This window comes from Pleomorphochaeta sp. (genome assembly GCF_050031695.1).
Taxonomy (GTDB): domain Bacteria; phylum Spirochaetota; class Spirochaetia; order Sphaerochaetales; family Sphaerochaetaceae; genus Pleomorphochaeta.
Map to the genome: position 1 here is coordinate 1 of NZ_JBNAIC010000078.1, position 17,384 is coordinate 17,384.

The 17,384-nt window shown below is 27.3% G+C and carries 15 protein-coding genes; 5 read left to right on the forward strand and 10 right to left on the reverse strand.

Features of this window, described 5'->3' with window-relative positions; translation table 11 throughout:
• Positions 1 to 276 precede the first annotated feature (276 nt).
• Positions 277 to 1,428, forward strand: a complete 1,152-nt coding sequence (locus tag ACPKM0_RS12995) for a sensor histidine kinase (protein WP_472476596.1) — start codon at positions 277 to 279, stop codon at positions 1,426 to 1,428.
• Positions 1,421 to 2,086, forward strand: coding sequence for a response regulator transcription factor (locus ACPKM0_RS13000; RefSeq protein ID WP_472476598.1), 666 nt, complete (start codon positions 1,421 to 1,423; stop codon positions 2,084 to 2,086). Before ACPKM0_RS12995 ends, ACPKM0_RS13000 begins: the two co-directional genes overlap by 8 nt.
• 6 nt (positions 2,087 to 2,092) lie before the next feature.
• Here ACPKM0_RS13000 and ACPKM0_RS13005 read toward each other — a convergent pair whose 3' ends face one another.
• The 7 genes from ACPKM0_RS13005 to ACPKM0_RS13035 all read right to left on the reverse strand — a co-directional run bounded on the left by ACPKM0_RS13005 (position 2,093) and on the right by ACPKM0_RS13035 (position 10,478).
• Entirely contained in the window at positions 2,093 to 2,485 is a 393-nt protein-coding gene (locus ACPKM0_RS13005; RefSeq protein ID WP_472476600.1) for a VOC family protein, read from the reverse strand.
• Positions 2,486 to 2,522: 37 nt separating this feature from the next.
• On the reverse strand, positions 2,523 to 3,908 hold the full coding sequence (locus tag ACPKM0_RS13010; RefSeq protein WP_472476602.1) for a phosphomannomutase/phosphoglucomutase: 1,386 nt from the start codon (positions 3,906 to 3,908) through the stop codon (positions 2,523 to 2,525).
• Positions 3,898 to 5,631: a sensor histidine kinase gene (locus tag ACPKM0_RS13015; RefSeq protein ID WP_472476603.1), complete on the reverse strand. Its 1,734-nt coding sequence runs from the start codon at positions 5,629 to 5,631 to the stop codon at positions 3,898 to 3,900. The genes ACPKM0_RS13010 and ACPKM0_RS13015 overlap by 11 nt, the downstream gene beginning before the upstream one ends.
• Complete coding sequence (locus tag ACPKM0_RS13020) at positions 5,612 to 6,301, reverse strand: response regulator transcription factor (protein ID WP_472476605.1); 690 nt, start codon at positions 6,299 to 6,301, stop codon at positions 5,612 to 5,614. Before ACPKM0_RS13020 ends, ACPKM0_RS13015 begins: the two co-directional genes overlap by 20 nt.
• A 70-nt stretch (positions 6,302 to 6,371) precedes the next feature.
• Positions 6,372 to 7,484, reverse strand: coding sequence for an ABC transporter ATP-binding protein (locus ACPKM0_RS13025; protein ID WP_472476607.1), 1,113 nt, complete (start codon positions 7,482 to 7,484; stop codon positions 6,372 to 6,374).
• A gap of 3 nt (positions 7,485 to 7,487) precedes the next feature.
• A complete protein-coding gene (locus ACPKM0_RS13030; RefSeq protein ID WP_472476608.1) occupies positions 7,488 to 9,281 on the reverse strand; it encodes an ABC transporter permease in 1,794 nt (597 codons plus the stop codon).
• Positions 9,282 to 9,341: 60 nt separating this feature from the next.
• On the reverse strand, positions 9,342 to 10,478 hold the full coding sequence (locus ACPKM0_RS13035) for an ABC transporter substrate-binding protein (RefSeq protein ID WP_472476610.1): 1,137 nt from the start codon (positions 10,476 to 10,478) through the stop codon (positions 9,342 to 9,344).
• 338 nt (positions 10,479 to 10,816) lie between these two features.
• Here ACPKM0_RS13035 and ACPKM0_RS13040 point away from each other — a divergent pair, with 338 nt between their 5' ends.
• Both ACPKM0_RS13040 and ACPKM0_RS13045 read left to right on the forward strand, forming a co-directional pair.
• Positions 10,817 to 12,376 carry an Lcl C-terminal domain-containing protein gene (locus tag ACPKM0_RS13040; protein ID WP_472476612.1) on the forward strand — a complete coding sequence of 520 codons (1,560 nt, stop codon included), beginning with the start codon at positions 10,817 to 10,819 and terminating at the stop codon, positions 12,374 to 12,376.
• Positions 12,377 to 12,462: 86 nt separating this feature from the next.
• On the forward strand, positions 12,463 to 13,860 hold the full coding sequence (locus tag ACPKM0_RS13045; protein ID WP_472476613.1) for an Lcl C-terminal domain-containing protein: 1,398 nt from the start codon (positions 12,463 to 12,465) through the stop codon (positions 13,858 to 13,860).
• 47 nt (positions 13,861 to 13,907) lie between these two features.
• Here ACPKM0_RS13045 and ACPKM0_RS13050 read toward each other — a convergent pair whose 3' ends face one another.
• Complete coding sequence (locus ACPKM0_RS13050) at positions 13,908 to 14,429, reverse strand: DUF2812 domain-containing protein (RefSeq protein WP_472476614.1); 522 nt, start codon at positions 14,427 to 14,429, stop codon at positions 13,908 to 13,910.
• On the reverse strand, positions 14,422 to 14,742 hold the full coding sequence (locus tag ACPKM0_RS13055) for a PadR family transcriptional regulator (RefSeq protein ID WP_472476616.1): 321 nt from the start codon (positions 14,740 to 14,742) through the stop codon (positions 14,422 to 14,424). The genes ACPKM0_RS13050 and ACPKM0_RS13055 overlap by 8 nt, the downstream gene beginning before the upstream one ends.
• 204 nt (positions 14,743 to 14,946) lie before the next feature.
• Between ACPKM0_RS13055 and ACPKM0_RS13060 the strand changes: the two genes are divergently transcribed.
• Positions 14,947 to 15,912, forward strand: coding sequence for a glycerophosphodiester phosphodiesterase (locus tag ACPKM0_RS13060; protein ID WP_472476617.1), 966 nt, complete (start codon positions 14,947 to 14,949; stop codon positions 15,910 to 15,912).
• A gap of 109 nt (positions 15,913 to 16,021) precedes the next feature.
• Here ACPKM0_RS13060 and ACPKM0_RS13065 read toward each other — a convergent pair whose 3' ends face one another.
• Entirely contained in the window at positions 16,022 to 17,074 is a 1,053-nt protein-coding gene (locus ACPKM0_RS13065; protein WP_472476619.1) for a hypothetical protein, read from the reverse strand.
• Positions 17,075 to 17,384 lie beyond the last annotated feature (310 nt).

The window sequence follows — 17,384 nt, forward strand, 5'->3', positions numbered from 1 at the left end:
AAAAAACAGAAATAATCTTTTTTTCAATTTTCATATACAAATCCCTTTTAATTTATATTTTGCATAATAAAATATTAATAGCTAATAACTAATAAGATGATGAGATAAGTAACAAATAATTTATTACTTTAGTCATACAAAATATTTAAAAACTATGTCATTATGTATTGTATGGATGCTTCAAAATATAAAAGTAAAAAGTACATAAGATTATTTATCATAATCATATATTTATTATTCATGACACCACTGCAATTTTCTTTTGAACCTAATAAAATGAATAATATATTTAATATAATTCTGAAAACTACAATTATAATTAGTTTTGTAATATTTGAATTAATAGAATACTATAATAATTATGACAGTGAAAAAAAGAAACTAAATATCTTTCTCTTTATTATAAGAGTCTTAGCAATAATAATAACTTTTTTATTTGAATATAGAAATAAAAATAATATAGATCCGTTTTATGTAAATATAATACCTTTATTAGTATTTTACTCTTTCTTTATATTCCCACCTAAATTAAGCCTTTCTACTTTAATTTTCTTTTGTGGCTTAAATTTTATTTATAATGATAAAAATTTAGCTTTAAATCAATTTCCTATTTACTATTCTTGGTTATTAAAACTGCAAAGAATAATAATCAATTTTATTTTTTATTTATTTGCAAAATTTTGGCAATCTGATTTAAGTAATACCATAGAAAGAGATAAATTAGTTTTAGAATTAAATCAATCCAAAAATGAATTAAAAGAATATGCTAATGAAATATCGAAAATAACAATTTTAGAAGAGAGAACAAGAATAGCAAGAGAAATGCATGATAATATAGGACACTCATTAACAGCTATCCAAATTCAACTAAGAAAAGCTCTAGCTTTTATTAAAAAAGATGAAGATGAAAGTAAAAAATCTATCGAAGCCGCTTTAGAAGTTTCAGCCTCTAGTTTAAAAGACACTAGAGCAGTATTAAATGATTTATCTAAATCAAACGCTGATTTTAATTTAAAAGAAAAAATTAATTCTGTATTATCTATCCTTATGCAAAGTGGAATTGAAGTTGAGTCTAATATTGAAGAACAAAATTCAGAATTTAATTATTCCTCTTTATTAGCTTTATTTAGATTTTCACAAGAATGTTCAACTAATATTATTAAACATTCAAATGCAACTAAAGTTAAGTTTAGTTTAAAATATAAAAAGCAATTTGCTTTAATTGAAATCGAAGACAATGGTATTGGTTTTAATTATAATAAATTGAAAACTGATAACAATTCAGGGATGGGAATTAAAGGTCTTATAGAAAGATTTGAATTAATACATGGTAGTTTAAATATAAAGAGTTCAGAAAACAAAGGAACTATAATAACAGCATATGCACCGAAAGATCCAGTAAAACTAATTGGAGAAAACAATGAATAAGATTAAAACTATTATTGCTGATGATCAAACACTTATTAGAGATGGTCTTGCATCTCTTCTTAATATTAATGAAGAAATTGAAATTGTAGCTACAGCTTCTAATGGTAATGAAGCAATTAACTTAGCAAAAAAACACAATCCAGATATCATTCTTATGGATATTAGAATGCCAGTAATGGATGGAATAACAGCACTTAAAAAAATTAAAGAAACTAATAAAAATATACATATCATCATGCTAACAACTTTTGATGACGATGAATATATTATTAAATCATTAAAAATAGGTGCAGATGGCTATCTTCTTAAAGATATCCCAACAGAAGATTTAGTGAGAGCTATAAAACAAGTTAAATATGGAACATTCCAAGCAACTAATTCAATTATCTCAAGATTATCTAAAATATTAATTAATTCTAATAAAGAAGATAAAAGCCCAAATATCCAACTCCTTAGAGAATGTTATCAGTCTTTAAATAAAAAAGAGCAACAAATTTTTGAATGTTTAGGAGAAGGAAAAACTAATAAAGAAATTGCGTCAAATCTAAATTTATCAGAAGGAACTATTAAAAATTATATGACAAATATTTTAGCAACTTTTGATACTCGAGATAGAACACAATTAGCTTTATTAGCATACAAATTAGGATTTGGTTAAAATTACTTACTCTTTATTAAATGAGCCTATTTCAATCAAATTACCTTCAGGGTCAGCTATATAACAGGTTCGTTGCCCCCATGGTTCCGTTTTTGGAACCATGATAGGAGTTGCACCAAGTGAAATTACTTTTTTATATGTATTATCAACACTATCATAATTTTCCACTTCTAATGCTATTTCAAAATGACCATTTACTTTTTTACTATATTCAAACCTTTGATTCGTCATATTTTCAAAATCATTACGTCTATATAAAAGAAACAGTACACCATCTTTAATTAAATATACATTAGAGGTATCACTATCATCTTTAATTTCGAAACCAAGAACATCTCTGTAAAATGTAATCATTTTACCCATATCAATAACAAATAAACCAAAACCTTGTAATTTCATAAATACATCTCCTTTTTCTTTTATTGTATTATACTATTTAAATTTCATTTAGTTCATAATTAGTATTTGAAATATATTTTTTTAAATTTGACAGTATTTTATTATAACCAATAGGATTATTAGACTCACAATAAAGTGTTATATGAGGTTCTGTGTTAGATTTTCTTAGCAACCAGAAACCATCTTTATATTCAACTCGCATTCCATCAATATCTATAAATTCTTTTTTCTCATAATTTAGTTGAGTTACAATGTTTTCTAAGAAAAGAGTTCTTTCTTCTTCATTCATTTTAAGTCTTATCTCACCAGTGTTATAAATTGGAGATATTTGATCAATTAAATTAGCTAATGTTAATGATGTAGATACATAATAGTTTAACAATTTTATGGCTGCAAACATTCCATCATCATAATAGTTATTTTCTTTATAAAATATGTGCCCGCTAGTTTCTCCACCAAACTTTATATCTTCTTCTATCATCTTTGATTTTTGATTTGTATGACCGACTTTCCACATAATAGGAATTCCACCTAAATCTTTGATAGTATCATAAAGGGTTATACTAGCTTTAACCTCACTTATTATTTTTTCGCCAGGATTATGTTTTAAATAATCATTTGATAACAATATTAACAATTGGTTTCCATCTATATATCTACCTTTTTCATCTACAAAACCAACTCTATCTCCATCACCATCAAAAGAAATCCCTATATCAGCCTTTTGTTTAAGAACTTCTTCTTTTAACAATTCTAAGTTTTCTTCTTTACTTGGATCTGGTTTATGATTAGAAAAATATCCATCAGGTTCACTAAATATTAGTATATTCTTTGAAGGTAAATATTTAACAAAATCTTTAATTATAAAAGTTGTTGCACCATTTGCACTATCCCAAACTATTGTTTTATCTTTTAATTTATTAATATCCAATTTTGAAATCAAATAGTTTATATATTCATCTTTTAAATCAACAATTTGTATAGATCCTTTATTTGTTATTTGATAATTATCACTTTCAATTATATTAGCTAGATTTTGAATATCATCTTGATGAAAGATTCTATCATTCATTACAAATTTGCATCCATTATATATATATGGATTATGTGAGGCTGTAATCATTAAGGCACTATCTACTTTTAATTTATTAAGTGCAAAATAAAGATATGGTGTACTAACAAAATCATTAAAACTATAAACTGTTATACCACCTTCAATTAATCCTTTTTTTATATTCTCAAATAAAACTTTAGATGAAAGTCTACAATCATATCCTACCACACAAGTTGTTTTATTTTCTTTTTCCAATATTGATGCAAAAGCTTTACCAATATTATAAAAATCAATATCAAAAAGTTCTTTATTATATACACCTCTTATATCACAAGCTTTAAAAATAGTTCTATTTATTTTATTTTTCATTTATTATCCTATCTATTTTAACTGTAAATGTAGATCCAACATTCACTTCACTTTCTACTTCTATTTGTCCATTTATTGTATCTAATAACAATTTAACAATAGAAAGACCTAAGCCGCTCCCTGCTATTTCTCTATTTCTAGATTTATCAACCCTGTAAAATCTTTCAAAAATATATGGTAAGGACTCACTATCAATTCCAATACCTTCATCTTTTATCCTAAAGTAATAATATTTATCATCAATAAATTCATGTATCAAAATATTAGTTTTTTGATTAGAATATTTTATTGCATTATCGATTAGATTATTAATAATTTGTCTAAAATAAACTATATTGCAATTCAAATTACATTTTTCATTATTATCTAATTCAATGTGTATATTAATTTCTTTTTCACTAGCATTATTTACAAAAAGCGAAATTTGATTTTTTACTACTTCAAATGGGTTAAATATTTCTTTTTCTTCATTTTTATTATTTTTACCTATTCTAGATAGCTGAAGAAGCTCTTCTACTAGAATAGTCATTTTATTTACTTCCTCGTTTATTGAATTAATACAAATCTCTTTATCTTCTTCTGATATATTTGAATTTAATAAAGCTTGTGAAAATCCACTAATTATAGTTAATGGGGTTCTAATTTCATGAGAAACATTAGAAACATATTCATCTTTCATAATTGATAATTCTCTAGTTTTCGTCACATCTCTAACTAAAAACAAAACACCAATAAATTCATAAGGACTATACTTATCTATTAATGGAATAGCCTCAATCTCAATAATTTTTCCATTCAATTTATAATCTCTAACTTCTATTTTATTTCTTTTACATACATTTTCCCAAATCAAATATATTATTTTTAAATTATCTATTTCTTTTGGAAATAAAATTTCGCGTTTTTTTAAATTTAAAAGGGAATTTGCAGATTCATTCATTAATGTAATATTTTTATTAGTATCAATAATTAAAATGCCAGATGGTATTATTGATAAAAGAGAATTAATTTTAGAAAATCTATTTTTATTATTCTCTAAAATATCTTCATATCTAGTTTTAAATTTTTCTAAAGTTTTAAGTAAGTTTATAACTTCACTATTACCATCTAAAGGTAGTTTATTTAAAGTCTCATCATATTCATTATATAAATGTCTGTTTTTTACATAATCATTTAAATCATTAATGTAAGTATTAATTGAAAAGATTGTAATTAAATAAGTATCTAAAGCTAGAATAAATATAGCAAGGATCAATATTGAAAAAATGGTTGTTCTAAAGTCATAATATAATAAAAAAGGATATTCTATGCTAACAACAATTATCTCGTCATTAAATTTATCACTTTTAGAATAAATAAGAGAAAAAGTCTTCCCAGCATCTGTTCTAATAAATGAATATGCATCCCCTTGAGATTTAGCAAAAGTAATATTATTAGAAAAATATTGAGTTCTAAGAGTCGAGGAGTTACTACTTAATACTTTATAATTATTATCAACTATTATAATTTCTAAATCTCTATCTTCAGAAAAATTTTCAAGTGCTAAATCAACTGAATCATATTTATTTATTAAAGCAATTAAATTATTAGTATCAGAGTCGCCTCTAACTAAAATTTGTTGAATAACAAATCTAAAAGCAAAAAAATATGTAGAAATCAATAGAGCCCCAACTATTATAGAGAGAACTATAATAATAAATATTTTAGTCTTGTTTGATTTCAAGGATATACCCTATCCCTCTTAATGTAACAATTTTACAAGATGAATTATAATCATCAAGTTTCCTTCTTAAATTTCTAATATGAACATCTAAAACTCTTTTATTTTGATAAGATTCATCATTATATATCAATCTTGTCAGCCTATTTTTATCTAGAGAATTATCAATTTTAACTAATTCTGATAAAATTTTAAATTCTGTTAATGTTAATTCTAGCTCATTAGAATTACAAAAAACTCTAAATTCAGATAAATCTATTTTTATATCACCTTTAGATATTATATTATTTTGATTTGATAAGGTTTCAACCCTTCTTATTACAGCATCAATTCTTGATTTAAGTTCATTTAAATCAAAAGGTTTAGTAATATAGTCATCAGCACCATTATTTAAACCAATTATCTTATCTTCAACTTGTGTTTTTGCACTTAAAAATATTACTGGAATAGCTCTAGTTAGTGAATTCTCTTTAATTTTGTTGCATACAGTAATTCCATCCATATTAGGCATCATAATATCTAATAGAACAACATCAACTTTTTCATAACTCAATAGTTCTAAAGCATCAAAACCGTCATAAGCTTTCAATACTTTATATCCGAAATTTTTTAAATTTATGCTAAGCATTTGAACTATTGCTTTCTCATCATCAACAATTAATACTGTATTCATTAACAAACCTCAATTATATAACTTTTTATAGTTTACCCCGTATATGTTAACGGGGCAACATTAATTTTAATTAAGATAATTTTCCATTTGCTAACTGATTCTCAGTTTCCTTATCAAATAATATATATCTATCATTAGGAAAAGAAACTTTTATCTTTGATCCAATATCAAAATCTACATCTCCAAATACTACAGAAGTTAAAATTATATCTTTAATTTTTAATTTCACTATAGTTTCCATACCTGATGGAAGTGTAGAATAGACTTCAGCTTCAAAATCACCTTCCTTTTCTATTTGAATATCTTCAGGTCTTATTCCTAATAATAATTTTTGATTTTCACTAATTGATACAACTTTAGATAGTGGAGAAAATAATAAATTAATTGATGGATTAGTAAGTTTAACTTCATCAATATTTACTGTTGTTCCTTCTACTTCAATTATGTTTATATTAGGAGCTCCAACAAAATCTGCTACAAAATAGTTGCTTGGATTTCTATAAACTTCTAAAGGAGGTTGGTATTGTTGTAATAGTCCTTCTTTTAATAAACATATTTTAGTAGATAAAGTCATAGCTTCTAGTTGGTCATGAGTTACATAAACAAAGGTTGCACCAGTTTCTATATGCAATCTTTTTAATTCAGTTCTCATTTCCATTCTAAGTTTAGCATCTAAATTACTTAAAGGTTCATCCATAAATAATACTTTAGGACCAGTAGATAAAGTTCTAGCTATAGCAACCCTTTGTTGTTGCCCACCAGAAAGTTCAGAAGGATATCTTTCTAAAAATTCTTCAATTTTTAACATTTTCACTAATTCATGAACTCTTTCATCAATAGCTTTTTTATCCCATTTCATATTTTCAAGACCGAATGATATATTTTTATATACAGTCATATGTGGCCATAAAGCATAGTTTTGAAAAAGAAAACCTACATCCCTTTTATCAGGGGAAACATCTATTGCTTGTTTAGAGGAAAAAACACATCTATCATCAATATATATTTCTCCTTCACTAGGTGTTTCAAGACCTGCAATCATTCTAAGTGTTGTTGTTTTCCCACAACCACTAGGTCCTAAAAGAGAAACAAATTCTCCATCTTTAATTGTCATAGATAAATTATCTACAGCTAATGCTTTACCAAAGCGTTTTGTTATATTTTTTAATTTTATTTCTGGCATATTTTAATTTCCTCCAATACCTTTATCAATTGAAGCACCTGTAACTTTATTAACGATTAAGTTACTTCCTACAACAAAGAATACTATCAATAAATTGATTGCATTAGCATATTGAGACCAACCTTTTTCATTATATTGGAACAATAATGTTGTTAAGATTCTTGTAGCAGGTGTTACTAAAAGAATAAATAATGATAATTCTCTCATACAAGAAATAAATGGTAATAAATAACCTGAAATAAAACTTGCCTTTTGGATAGGTATTATTATTTTAACCATTCTCTTAAACCATGATATACCTTGTATAGTACCTGCTTCTTCTATTTCACCACTTAATTGATGCATTGCTCCAATACTTGCTCTTGATGCAAATGGTAAATATTTAATTGAACCAACAATAACTAGTAATGTAAAGGAACCATAAAGAGGAGGAATAAAACCTCTTCTAACTGCAAACATTGATAAATAAATAGCACCAAATGCCATACTAGGCATTAAATATGGGAAGAAAGCTAAATTGTTAACAATTAAAGCAAGCTTAGTTCCTCTAGCTTTTGAAATAGAATAACCTGTTAAAATTCCAAGTGTACCAGCTACTAAAGAAACAACTACAGAGAGTTTTACACTATTTACTAAACCTAATAATATAGATGGATTTCTTAATATTCCAGGTTCCCCGTTTGCAATTTCAGGAGAGCCTTCTCCTACCCAGAAAATTGTTGAAAAATTGGATAGTGAATAATTTCCTGGTTCAACAATAAAGGATTCAACAGCAAATGAAATTAGTGGAACAATACATACTAACAAAGTAGATATTAATACTATTAATGAAATTAACCATTTAAATTTTCTAAGTTTAATTAATGCAATATTAGATGATTTACCTGTAATTGTTGTAAAAGATCTTCTACTTCCAATAATCTTTTGATTCATTGTTAATATAAAGATACCAATTACAATCATTACTAATGCCATTATATAACCATACCCTGGATTTAAACCATTTAAAGTTCTATACATCTGAGTTGTTAATACTTGATATCTTACTGGAGTTCCTAAAAAAGCAGGAACTGCAAAAGCACTCATTGCACTTGAGAAAACTAATAAGAATGTTGATAAAAGAGCAGGAAGAACAATTGGTATTGTAATCTTTCTCATTATTCTAGCTCTACTTGCTTTCATAAGTTGTGCAGCCTCTTCTAAATTAGCATCCATATTTCTCAATATTCCACCAATTAAGATATAAGCAAATGGTGCATAGTGCAATCCTAAAACCATTATTATAGGGAATTGTCCATAAGCAAACCAGTTTGGAGTTTCAACTCCAGTAAGAACTGTAAATAACCCCGGAGCTCCACCTACTAATGGATTTTTAAAGAAATTTAACCAAGCCATTGCTATTGTCCAAGATGGCATAATGTATGGGAAAATAAAAAGAGTAGATATGATAGTCTTAAACTTCATATCAGTTCTAGTAATTAGCCATGCAACTACTCCACCAATCAAAATAGCAACAAAACAAGTGCCTAATGCTACAACTATAGTATTTAATAATGGTTGATAAAACATTTTCTCACTAATTGATGAAAAAAATACCTTAGACCAATGGTATAGGGTAAAAGAGCCAACTTTAGATCCTTTTATTCTCATCAATTCTGATTGGTGAACAGTAAAAGTATCAATAATAATTGTAATCATTGGAATTATTGTTAAATAAATTAGAACAATAAATAAAGATGTTAATATAATATTATGAGGCTTCTTGAAATACATTTTCAATCTATTTCTATAAGTCATTTTTAATCCTCTAAAGATATGGGGTTGTAAAGCAACCCCATATATATTTTTTTAAATTTATTAATATAGATATTCGTTTAAGAATTCTTCAACTTGTGCTCTGTTTTCAAAACACCAAACTGGATCTTCACTGATTAAAATATTTTCCCAGAAACTTACAGGATAATCACCATCAACTAAAGTAACATTAGGATTTGATGAATATGTACCCATGTTGCTAGACCAAGGAGAGAAACCATCTTCTGTTAATAAGAATTCAATAAATAATTTAGCAGCAGCTGGATGTTTAGCATCATTAACCATTAATGCATATAGTGGATAATAGAAACCACTAAATGGTTCTACATCAAACATTGGTTGTAGTGCTAAGTTCTTACTTTCAACATAACGTAATTTAGAGAATACAAATAAACCAGCATTTTCATCCTTATGTTGGCCTTTAACTCCAACACTTTCAGCAGTTTTTGTATCTGAAGTTGTAACTATTAAATCATTTTCATATAAAGCTTTAATCCATTCATAACCTGCATTTTCAGTTGTTAATACAATTTCTTTACCAAAATAGTTTTTATATGCTACAGCAATTTCATCTGCAACTTCATCTTTTGTAACCATAGTTAAGAAGTTAGCATTTACACTTTCTTGGAAAGGATTTTTGAATTGGAATTTACCTTTCCATTCATCAGTTGTTAATGCCCAAATGTTATCAAATGGTTCATCTGTAAAGTCTTCATTATTGAAGATAAATAATTTATTAATAACAGAGAATACTAGTGGATCTTGATATTGAGGTGGAATAACTTCTTTCATGCTTTCAGGAACAAAAGAATATAAATAACCTAGGTTAATTAATTCACCCATTACTCTACCACCATCTTGAGCAATTACAAAATCTGCACCTAATGCACCACTTGCTGCTTCTTTTGAAATTTTTTCAATTAACTCAAAATCTTTAAGATTTGAAGTTTCTGTTTCAATTCCATATTTTGCACTAAAAGCTTCAGCTGCTTTAGCAATTCTACTAGTAGTCGCATAAACTACAACTTTACCTTCTTCTTTTGCAGCTGCAACTAACTCATCATGAGTCATTACTTTTTCTTCAACAACAGGTGCTGTTTCTTCTTCTTGACTACCACTTGCAAAAACAGGAAGTGCTAATAGAGATAAAGATAACGCAATCAACAATAATTTTTTCATAAACCTTCTCCTTAATGTTAATTTTTCTTAACATAACTAGAATACATGCGAATTATTACATTGTCAAACATAAAAAATTATTTTTTTTAAAGGGCTATATGTAAAAAGCTTTTGGGTTATAAGTAAAATTATTATTTTATATTTATATATATTTATTAATGAATAATACTTTTTAAATCACATATATTTATATTAATTTCAACTCCATAAAACCTACACTAAGGATACATAATAAATTATTGACTCAATTTGTGTTATCGAGATATCGTAATATAGTTAATATTCTATTTTTCTTAATATTTACAAAATTCTAACACACTTCTTATAAAGGAAATTATATGAAAAGAAATAAATTGACTAATCTTTTATTTATAGCTTCAAGTTTATCAGTTCTACTAATTAGTTGTAATTCAACAAATACAAAAGAAGATATCAAAGTTATTGAACTTCCAAAGGTATCATATGTAATAACTGATGCTATGCAAACTTCTTGTTATGATGCTTCAGGTAATGTTATTGATGCCCCAAGCAAAGGCGAATTATATTATGGACAAGATGCACAATATCAAGGAATTATTCCTTCCTATAGTGATAATGGGGACGGTACAGTAACTGATAACAATACAGGATTAATGTGGCAACAAACTCCACTACAATCAAAAATGACTTATGATGATGCACTAGAGTATGTAGAAAATCTTGAATTAGGTGGTTATACAGACTGGAGACTACCAACAATTAAAGAATCTTTCTCAATTGCTATGCTAGATGGTAAATTAAATCCTGAAGACACTACATTAGCTATTCCTTATATTGATAGTGATTATTTTGATTTCTATTATGATGAAATAAAACCTTATACAGGTTCTTATTGGACAAGCACTGTTTGTAAAATGCCAGCAAATAACGATTATGAAGAAATGGAAAAAAATTATGGTTTCAACTGGGCTGATGGCCACTTAAAATCATATGGTGATGGTTATAACATTGATGGAAGCACAACTGATCATTCAATTCCAGCTGGAGTTAGAGCTGTTAGAGGTGAAGAAAACGTTTATGGCGTAAATGATTTTGAAGATAATAATGATGGTACAATTAGTGATAATGCAACTAATCTTATGTGGAGCCAACAAGATAGCGGTTGGGTAAATGATGATGGTAGTATTCGAGATATAAATGATGACAACTATGGTAATGGTAGAACTTGGGTAGACACATTAGCTTGGGTTGAAAAAATGAATGAAATTGAATATTTAGGTTATAGTGATTGGAGATTACCTGATATCAAAGAACTTCAAAGTATTGTACAATATGAAAAAACTGAACTTCCTGCAACAGATCCTAATTTCTTTAACTTAAGTAGACCTGATTGTTTTGTATGGTCAAGCACAACTTGTGGTGATTTCCCAGAAATGGCTGATTACATTGCATTCGGTAGAGGTTATGGCATTGATTTAGCTACTAATTCTTCAGAAATGACTATGCCTTCTTTATTCCCAAATACAGATTTTGATAGTTCTAGTAGTTCAAGTGATAGACCTATGGGACCTCCTCCAGGAATGGAAGATAGTGATAGACCTATGGGACCACCACCTGAAATGGAAAATAGTGAAAGCAGTTCAACTCCATCATTTAATGTAGAAGATGCAACAATTGAAGACTTTGTAGATGTACACGGTCCTGGTTGTATGCGTGCTGACTATAAAGATACAAGTTCTGTTATTACACAAGCTCCCAAATTATCAAGAGATTTCTGGTCTTATTTATACGGTGTTGAATATCCATATCCTTATGATGAAAACAATACTACTACTGAATTTGATTTAAGTAATAGTGAAAATGCTGCTGATTATATTGTTATTTATAACTATGCATTCTTAGTAAGAGATATTGATTAATACTAATATAAGAAATAAAAATTTTATTTGAAAAACATAGAATGAACTTCTATGTTTTTCTATATGAATACATTAAGGTTAAAATTATGAAAAAAACTAACCATATAATTCTTAAAGGAATAATACTCCTTTTATCTACTGTTACTATTTTAATTGGTTGCAATTTATCTTCTTCTTCAATTAATACCTCTTATACTACTCCAACAATATCTTTTGTTGTAACTGATACTATGCAAACATCTTTTTATGATAATGAAGGCACCATTATTGATGCCCCTGAAAAAGGCGAATTATATTATGGCCAAGATGCTCAATATGAAGGGGTTGTACCATCTTATACAGATAATGGGGATGGAACTGTTACTGACAATAATACAGGATTTATGTGGCAACAAACCCCGCCTACTAATAAAATGACTTATGATGAAGCAGTTGAATATGTAGAAGATTTAGAAATTGGAGGTTATGCAGATTGGAGACTTCCAACAATTAAAGAATCATTTTCTATTGCTATGTTAGCTGGAGAACTAGATGCCTCTGACACTTCTAATTCTCAGCCTTATATCGATACTGATTATTTTGATTTTTTTTATGATGAAGCAAAACCTTATACAGGCTCTTATTGGACAAGCACTGTATGTAAAATGCCAGCTGAAAACGATTATGAAGAAATGGAAAAAAACTACGGCTTTAACTGGGCTGATGGTCACCTAAAATCTTATGCAGATGGTTATAATATAGATGGAAGCGAAAGCGATTATTCTATTCCTGCAGGAGTTAGAGCTGTTAGAGGCGAAGAAAATGTTTATGGTGTAAATGATTTTCAAGATAACGAAGATTATACTATTAGTGACAATGCTACAGGCCTTATGTGGACACAAGTAGATAGTGGTTATTTAAATGATGATGGCTCTTTTAGAAATTCTACAGATGATAATTTTGGCTTAGGTAGAGACTGGGTTGATACTTTATCATGGGTAGAAGATATGAATGATATTTCTTTATTTGGTTATAATGATTGGAGATTACCCAATATTAAAGAACTACAAAGTATAGTTGAATATGAAAAAACTGAACTCCCTGCAACCGATCCTGATTTCTTTACATTAAGTAGACCTAACTGTTATGTTTACTCAAGTACAACTTGTGGCGACTTTACTGAAATGGCAGATTATATTGCATTTGGTAGAGGATATGGTATCGACTTAGACGAAGACACATCATCAGATACAGCAACTATTGAAGATTTTGTTGATGTACATGGACCGGGATGTATGAGAGCTGATTATAAAGATACAACTTATGAAGTAACTCAAGTACCTAAATTATCAAGAGATTTTTGGGCTGATTTATATGATGAAACATACCCCTATTCTTATGATGAAAGTGATACAACAACTGAATTTGATCTTAGTAATAGTGAAAATGCTGCAGATTATATAGTTATATACAATTATGCATTATTAGTTAGAGATATAAACTAATAAAGATAAGCATTAAAGACATGAGGAGCTCTCCTCATGTCTTTTTATTATGTTTCTAATATATTTTTATAATATTTCAACTTTTCTTGTGTTTTAGAATATGCACCAAATACACAAATTGCGAAAAGTACTATTAAACTTATTGCGATGAAATTAAAAGCGGTCATCTCTCTTGTAATTAATGGGATCCCTATTTCAAAAAGAAAACAAACTAATTCAATTATGAAAGCAACTTTAAATAAGCTTAAAATTCTTTGATAATGTTCGATTTTCGATTCAGTATCACTATATAATTCAAACCCTTTATAATCATTAATTTTTCTTACATATACCCATCTATACCATCTCTGAACTACTTCAATATCACTTTCTTTCATAAAAGTTTTAAAATTATCATAATCATAATAATAACTTAGTAAATCTATATCATATACATATTCTGATTCTTCACATTTCTCAAACTTATAAAAACCTAATATAAACTTAGTAAATGCCCAACCATTATTTGACATTTCATTTAACCAAGCAACCTCAACATCCTTATCAAATAATAATCTAAATTTAATCATTGAATTCCTCCATAAGTTTTGCTGAATTTGACAATTCTTCTAACCTTTTTTCTTCCTGTTTAAAAACTTCATACCCTACCCGTGTTAAAATATATTCTTTCTTCTTTCTAGAAGATTTATCTTCACTATAAAGTTTAATCCATTTCTTTTTTATTAATGAGTTAATTGCTCCATACAATGTCCCTGCGCCTAAAGATACTCTGTCCTGAGTTAAAAGCGTTACTTCTTGTATAATTCCATAACCATGATTTGGGTGTCTTAATGCAAGCAGTATATAGAAAGTTGCTTCTGTTAATGGGCCTTCTTTATTCACAATAACCTCCTATTTTTATATTACGTTATACAATATATCGAAAACCGATATATTTGTCAACGATATATCATATCTCAGTATAAATAATTTCTTTTAGAAGAATATTTAGATATATATAATAATTAATGCTTTTAGAAATTTATTGACATATGGATATTCGTTTCTTATGCTTAAATTATAATTCAAATTACAAAGGAAGTAAGATTGAGTAAAAATCACCTTAAAAATATCTCTTTATTAATATTAATGCTAATTATTTTATTTAGTAGTAGCAGTTGCCAAACAAAACAAATTGATAACAACCCTACTTTTATATCAAACTACGTTGAAGAAAATGGTACATTAATAGTTGCTCACAGAGGTTATGCAGCAATAGCTCCTGAAAATACTATAAGTGCATTCGAAGAAGCTAAAAAAGCTGGAGCTAAAGCATGTGAATTTGATGTTCAAATAAGTGAAGATGATGTATTAGTAGTAATTCATGATAACACAGTAGATAGAACAACTAACGGAAGTGGAAAAGTAAAACAATTATCATATGAGTATTTATCCACGTTAGATGCAGGAAGTTGGAAAGATGAAAAATACACAGGTGAAAAAATACCTACCTTAAAAGAAACACTAACCTACTTAAAACAAAATAATATGATAGCAGTTCTTGAAATTAAGGCTTCTAATATAGAAGAAGATGTTATTAATTTAATTTATGAAACAGAAATGCAAGAAAAAACTATTATAATCGGTTTTTCAAAATCTACAATCTCTAACACTTTAAAACTTGATTCTTCTATCCCCTCTCTATTATTAATTAAGAAAAACTCATGCATGACAGGCTCTTCTTTAGATAAAGTTAAGGGTATAGAAAGTGAATTAAAAAGAGTTAAAACTAAATATATAGGGCCATATTCTTTTCAATTAGAAAAACTAGATACAGCATCTTCGTCTTTAGCTAAATCTTTAATGAAGAAAAGTAAAGATCCAGGAACTCTTCCATTAGCCTTAGATAAAGAAACAATTACTTTACTACATGATAAAGGATATTTCATTAATGTATGGACTGTAGATAATGAAGAAAACATGAGAGATTTAATATCTAATAATATAGATATATTAACCACTAATTATCTTGAAAAGGCTATTAGCATAAAAGATGAATTAAATAACAAATAATAAAATTAAACTGAATATTAAAACTTAATTTAAAGTTAAAACATTCAGTTTATTTTATTTTTATAACTAATCTATAAACAAAATTAATTATATTTTTTTTAGCTCTTAATTAAATAAAAGTATGGAACCCAATACCATATTCATTATTAGCTTTGATAATAGGATAAGGCATAATCAAATTATTATCTGCAATTTTACTATATCTGTTTGAGCCCATATTTCTAGTTAGATAAACAGAATAAGCTTGACCTAATAATGTGCCACCTAAAACAATAGAAGTTACTTGTTTAACGTCTAAAGTAACAAAGTTTTCAACAATTAAATTTGTGAATAAACCTATTAATGCACCACCAATACCACCAACAGAAACTAAACCACTTCTAGCGCCTGACCATTGTAATTTATCCCAAAGTGGAAATGAACCAATATAAGCTAAATCAGAAATCCCCATAGCTAAACCTAATTGTGTTGTTGTATCATCCATTTCAAATAGTAATGTACTTAACCAATAATAATAGTTAGCCCATGCATAGGATTGAAAGCCAAAGAATCCTTTGCCTTTTTCTAGCTCTTTGTCTCTTAAACCAAAATATGATAAATATAATGAACCATTTAGTGTAGCTAATTGAGAAGCTAGTACTATTTTATCTTCAGTAGCTGTATCACCAATTAAATCTTGATCATATAATATACCTTGTAAATAATAATAATTTCCCATTGCTACGGTCTGATTTGTAGCCATTCTTGTAAATAATTCTTTTGTTATTTCATAATCCTTAGCTAATAAAGACGAAAGACCTAATCCTCCGCCAACACCAGCTAAACCTGTTAAACCAATAGTTAATGTATCTTGTTCTATTTCTAATAGACTATTTATACCAAACGCAGTATATGTAATGGTTGCTATATTATTTAGATAAAAAGGAACAATTCCTGAATTATCTTTAGCATTATTAAGATCAAAAAGATAGTTACTAGCATTAAATTGATATTTTGAGCTTGGATACAAATCTATTAATTCACTAAATGACTCTTTTGCTTCAGATTCATTTTCCTCAATAATTGCTTCTAAACCATTAATATATAAGGATGTATCATCTTTAGCACTTAATGGACTTAAAATTATGAACAATACAAATAATATTAAATAATTCTTTCTCATATAACTTCTCCTTGATATATATAACAAGTTTATCATAGTTAAAGTTACTGAATAAGTAAATTTAGCGTATTTTTTAATTTAAGCAAAAATAATATAGAGAGTTTATAGCTATTAATATTAGGCATTGAATACATAATCTACTTTTTGTACGAGTTCAAGTCTTGTCTTCGGCATTTAAGTACATATTGTTGATACAATAATTCAGCTATTTTAAATTCTTTCAATATAAGGAATTAAAAAATAGCTTTTTTTTGTATAAAGCTAATTTGACTTAATTATAAAGTCCTTCATGGGTAATCGTGTAAACCTG

Coding starts and splice junctions, on each gene's coding strand:
- ACPKM0_RS13005 (WP_472476600.1), bottom strand. CDS start 2,485: ATGAAATTACAAGGTTTTGGTTTATTTGTTATTGATATGGGTAAAATG.
- ACPKM0_RS13050 (WP_472476614.1), bottom strand. CDS start 14,429: ATGATTAAATTTAGATTATTATTTGATAAGGATGTTGAGGTTGCTTGG.
- ACPKM0_RS13020 (WP_472476605.1), bottom strand. CDS start 6,301: ATGAATACAGTATTAATTGTTGATGATGAGAAAGCAATAGTTCAAATG.
- ACPKM0_RS12995 (WP_472476596.1), top strand. CDS start 277: ATGAATAATATATTTAATATAATTCTGAAAACTACAATTATAATTAGT.
- ACPKM0_RS13000 (WP_472476598.1), top strand. CDS start 1,421: ATGAATAAGATTAAAACTATTATTGCTGATGATCAAACACTTATTAGA.
- ACPKM0_RS13040 (WP_472476612.1), top strand. CDS start 10,817: ATGAAAAGAAATAAATTGACTAATCTTTTATTTATAGCTTCAAGTTTA.
- ACPKM0_RS13065 (WP_472476619.1), bottom strand. CDS start 17,074: ATGAGAAAGAATTATTTAATATTATTTGTATTGTTCATAATTTTAAGT.
- ACPKM0_RS13035 (WP_472476610.1), bottom strand. CDS start 10,478: ATGAAAAAATTATTGTTGATTGCGTTATCTTTATCTCTATTAGCACTT.
- ACPKM0_RS13025 (WP_472476607.1), bottom strand. CDS start 7,484: ATGCCAGAAATAAAATTAAAAAATATAACAAAACGCTTTGGTAAAGCA.
- ACPKM0_RS13030 (WP_472476608.1), bottom strand. CDS start 9,281: ATGACTTATAGAAATAGATTGAAAATGTATTTCAAGAAGCCTCATAAT.
- ACPKM0_RS13010 (WP_472476602.1), bottom strand. CDS start 3,908: ATGAAAAATAAAATAAATAGAACTATTTTTAAAGCTTGTGATATAAGA.
- ACPKM0_RS13045 (WP_472476613.1), top strand. CDS start 12,463: ATGAAAAAAACTAACCATATAATTCTTAAAGGAATAATACTCCTTTTA.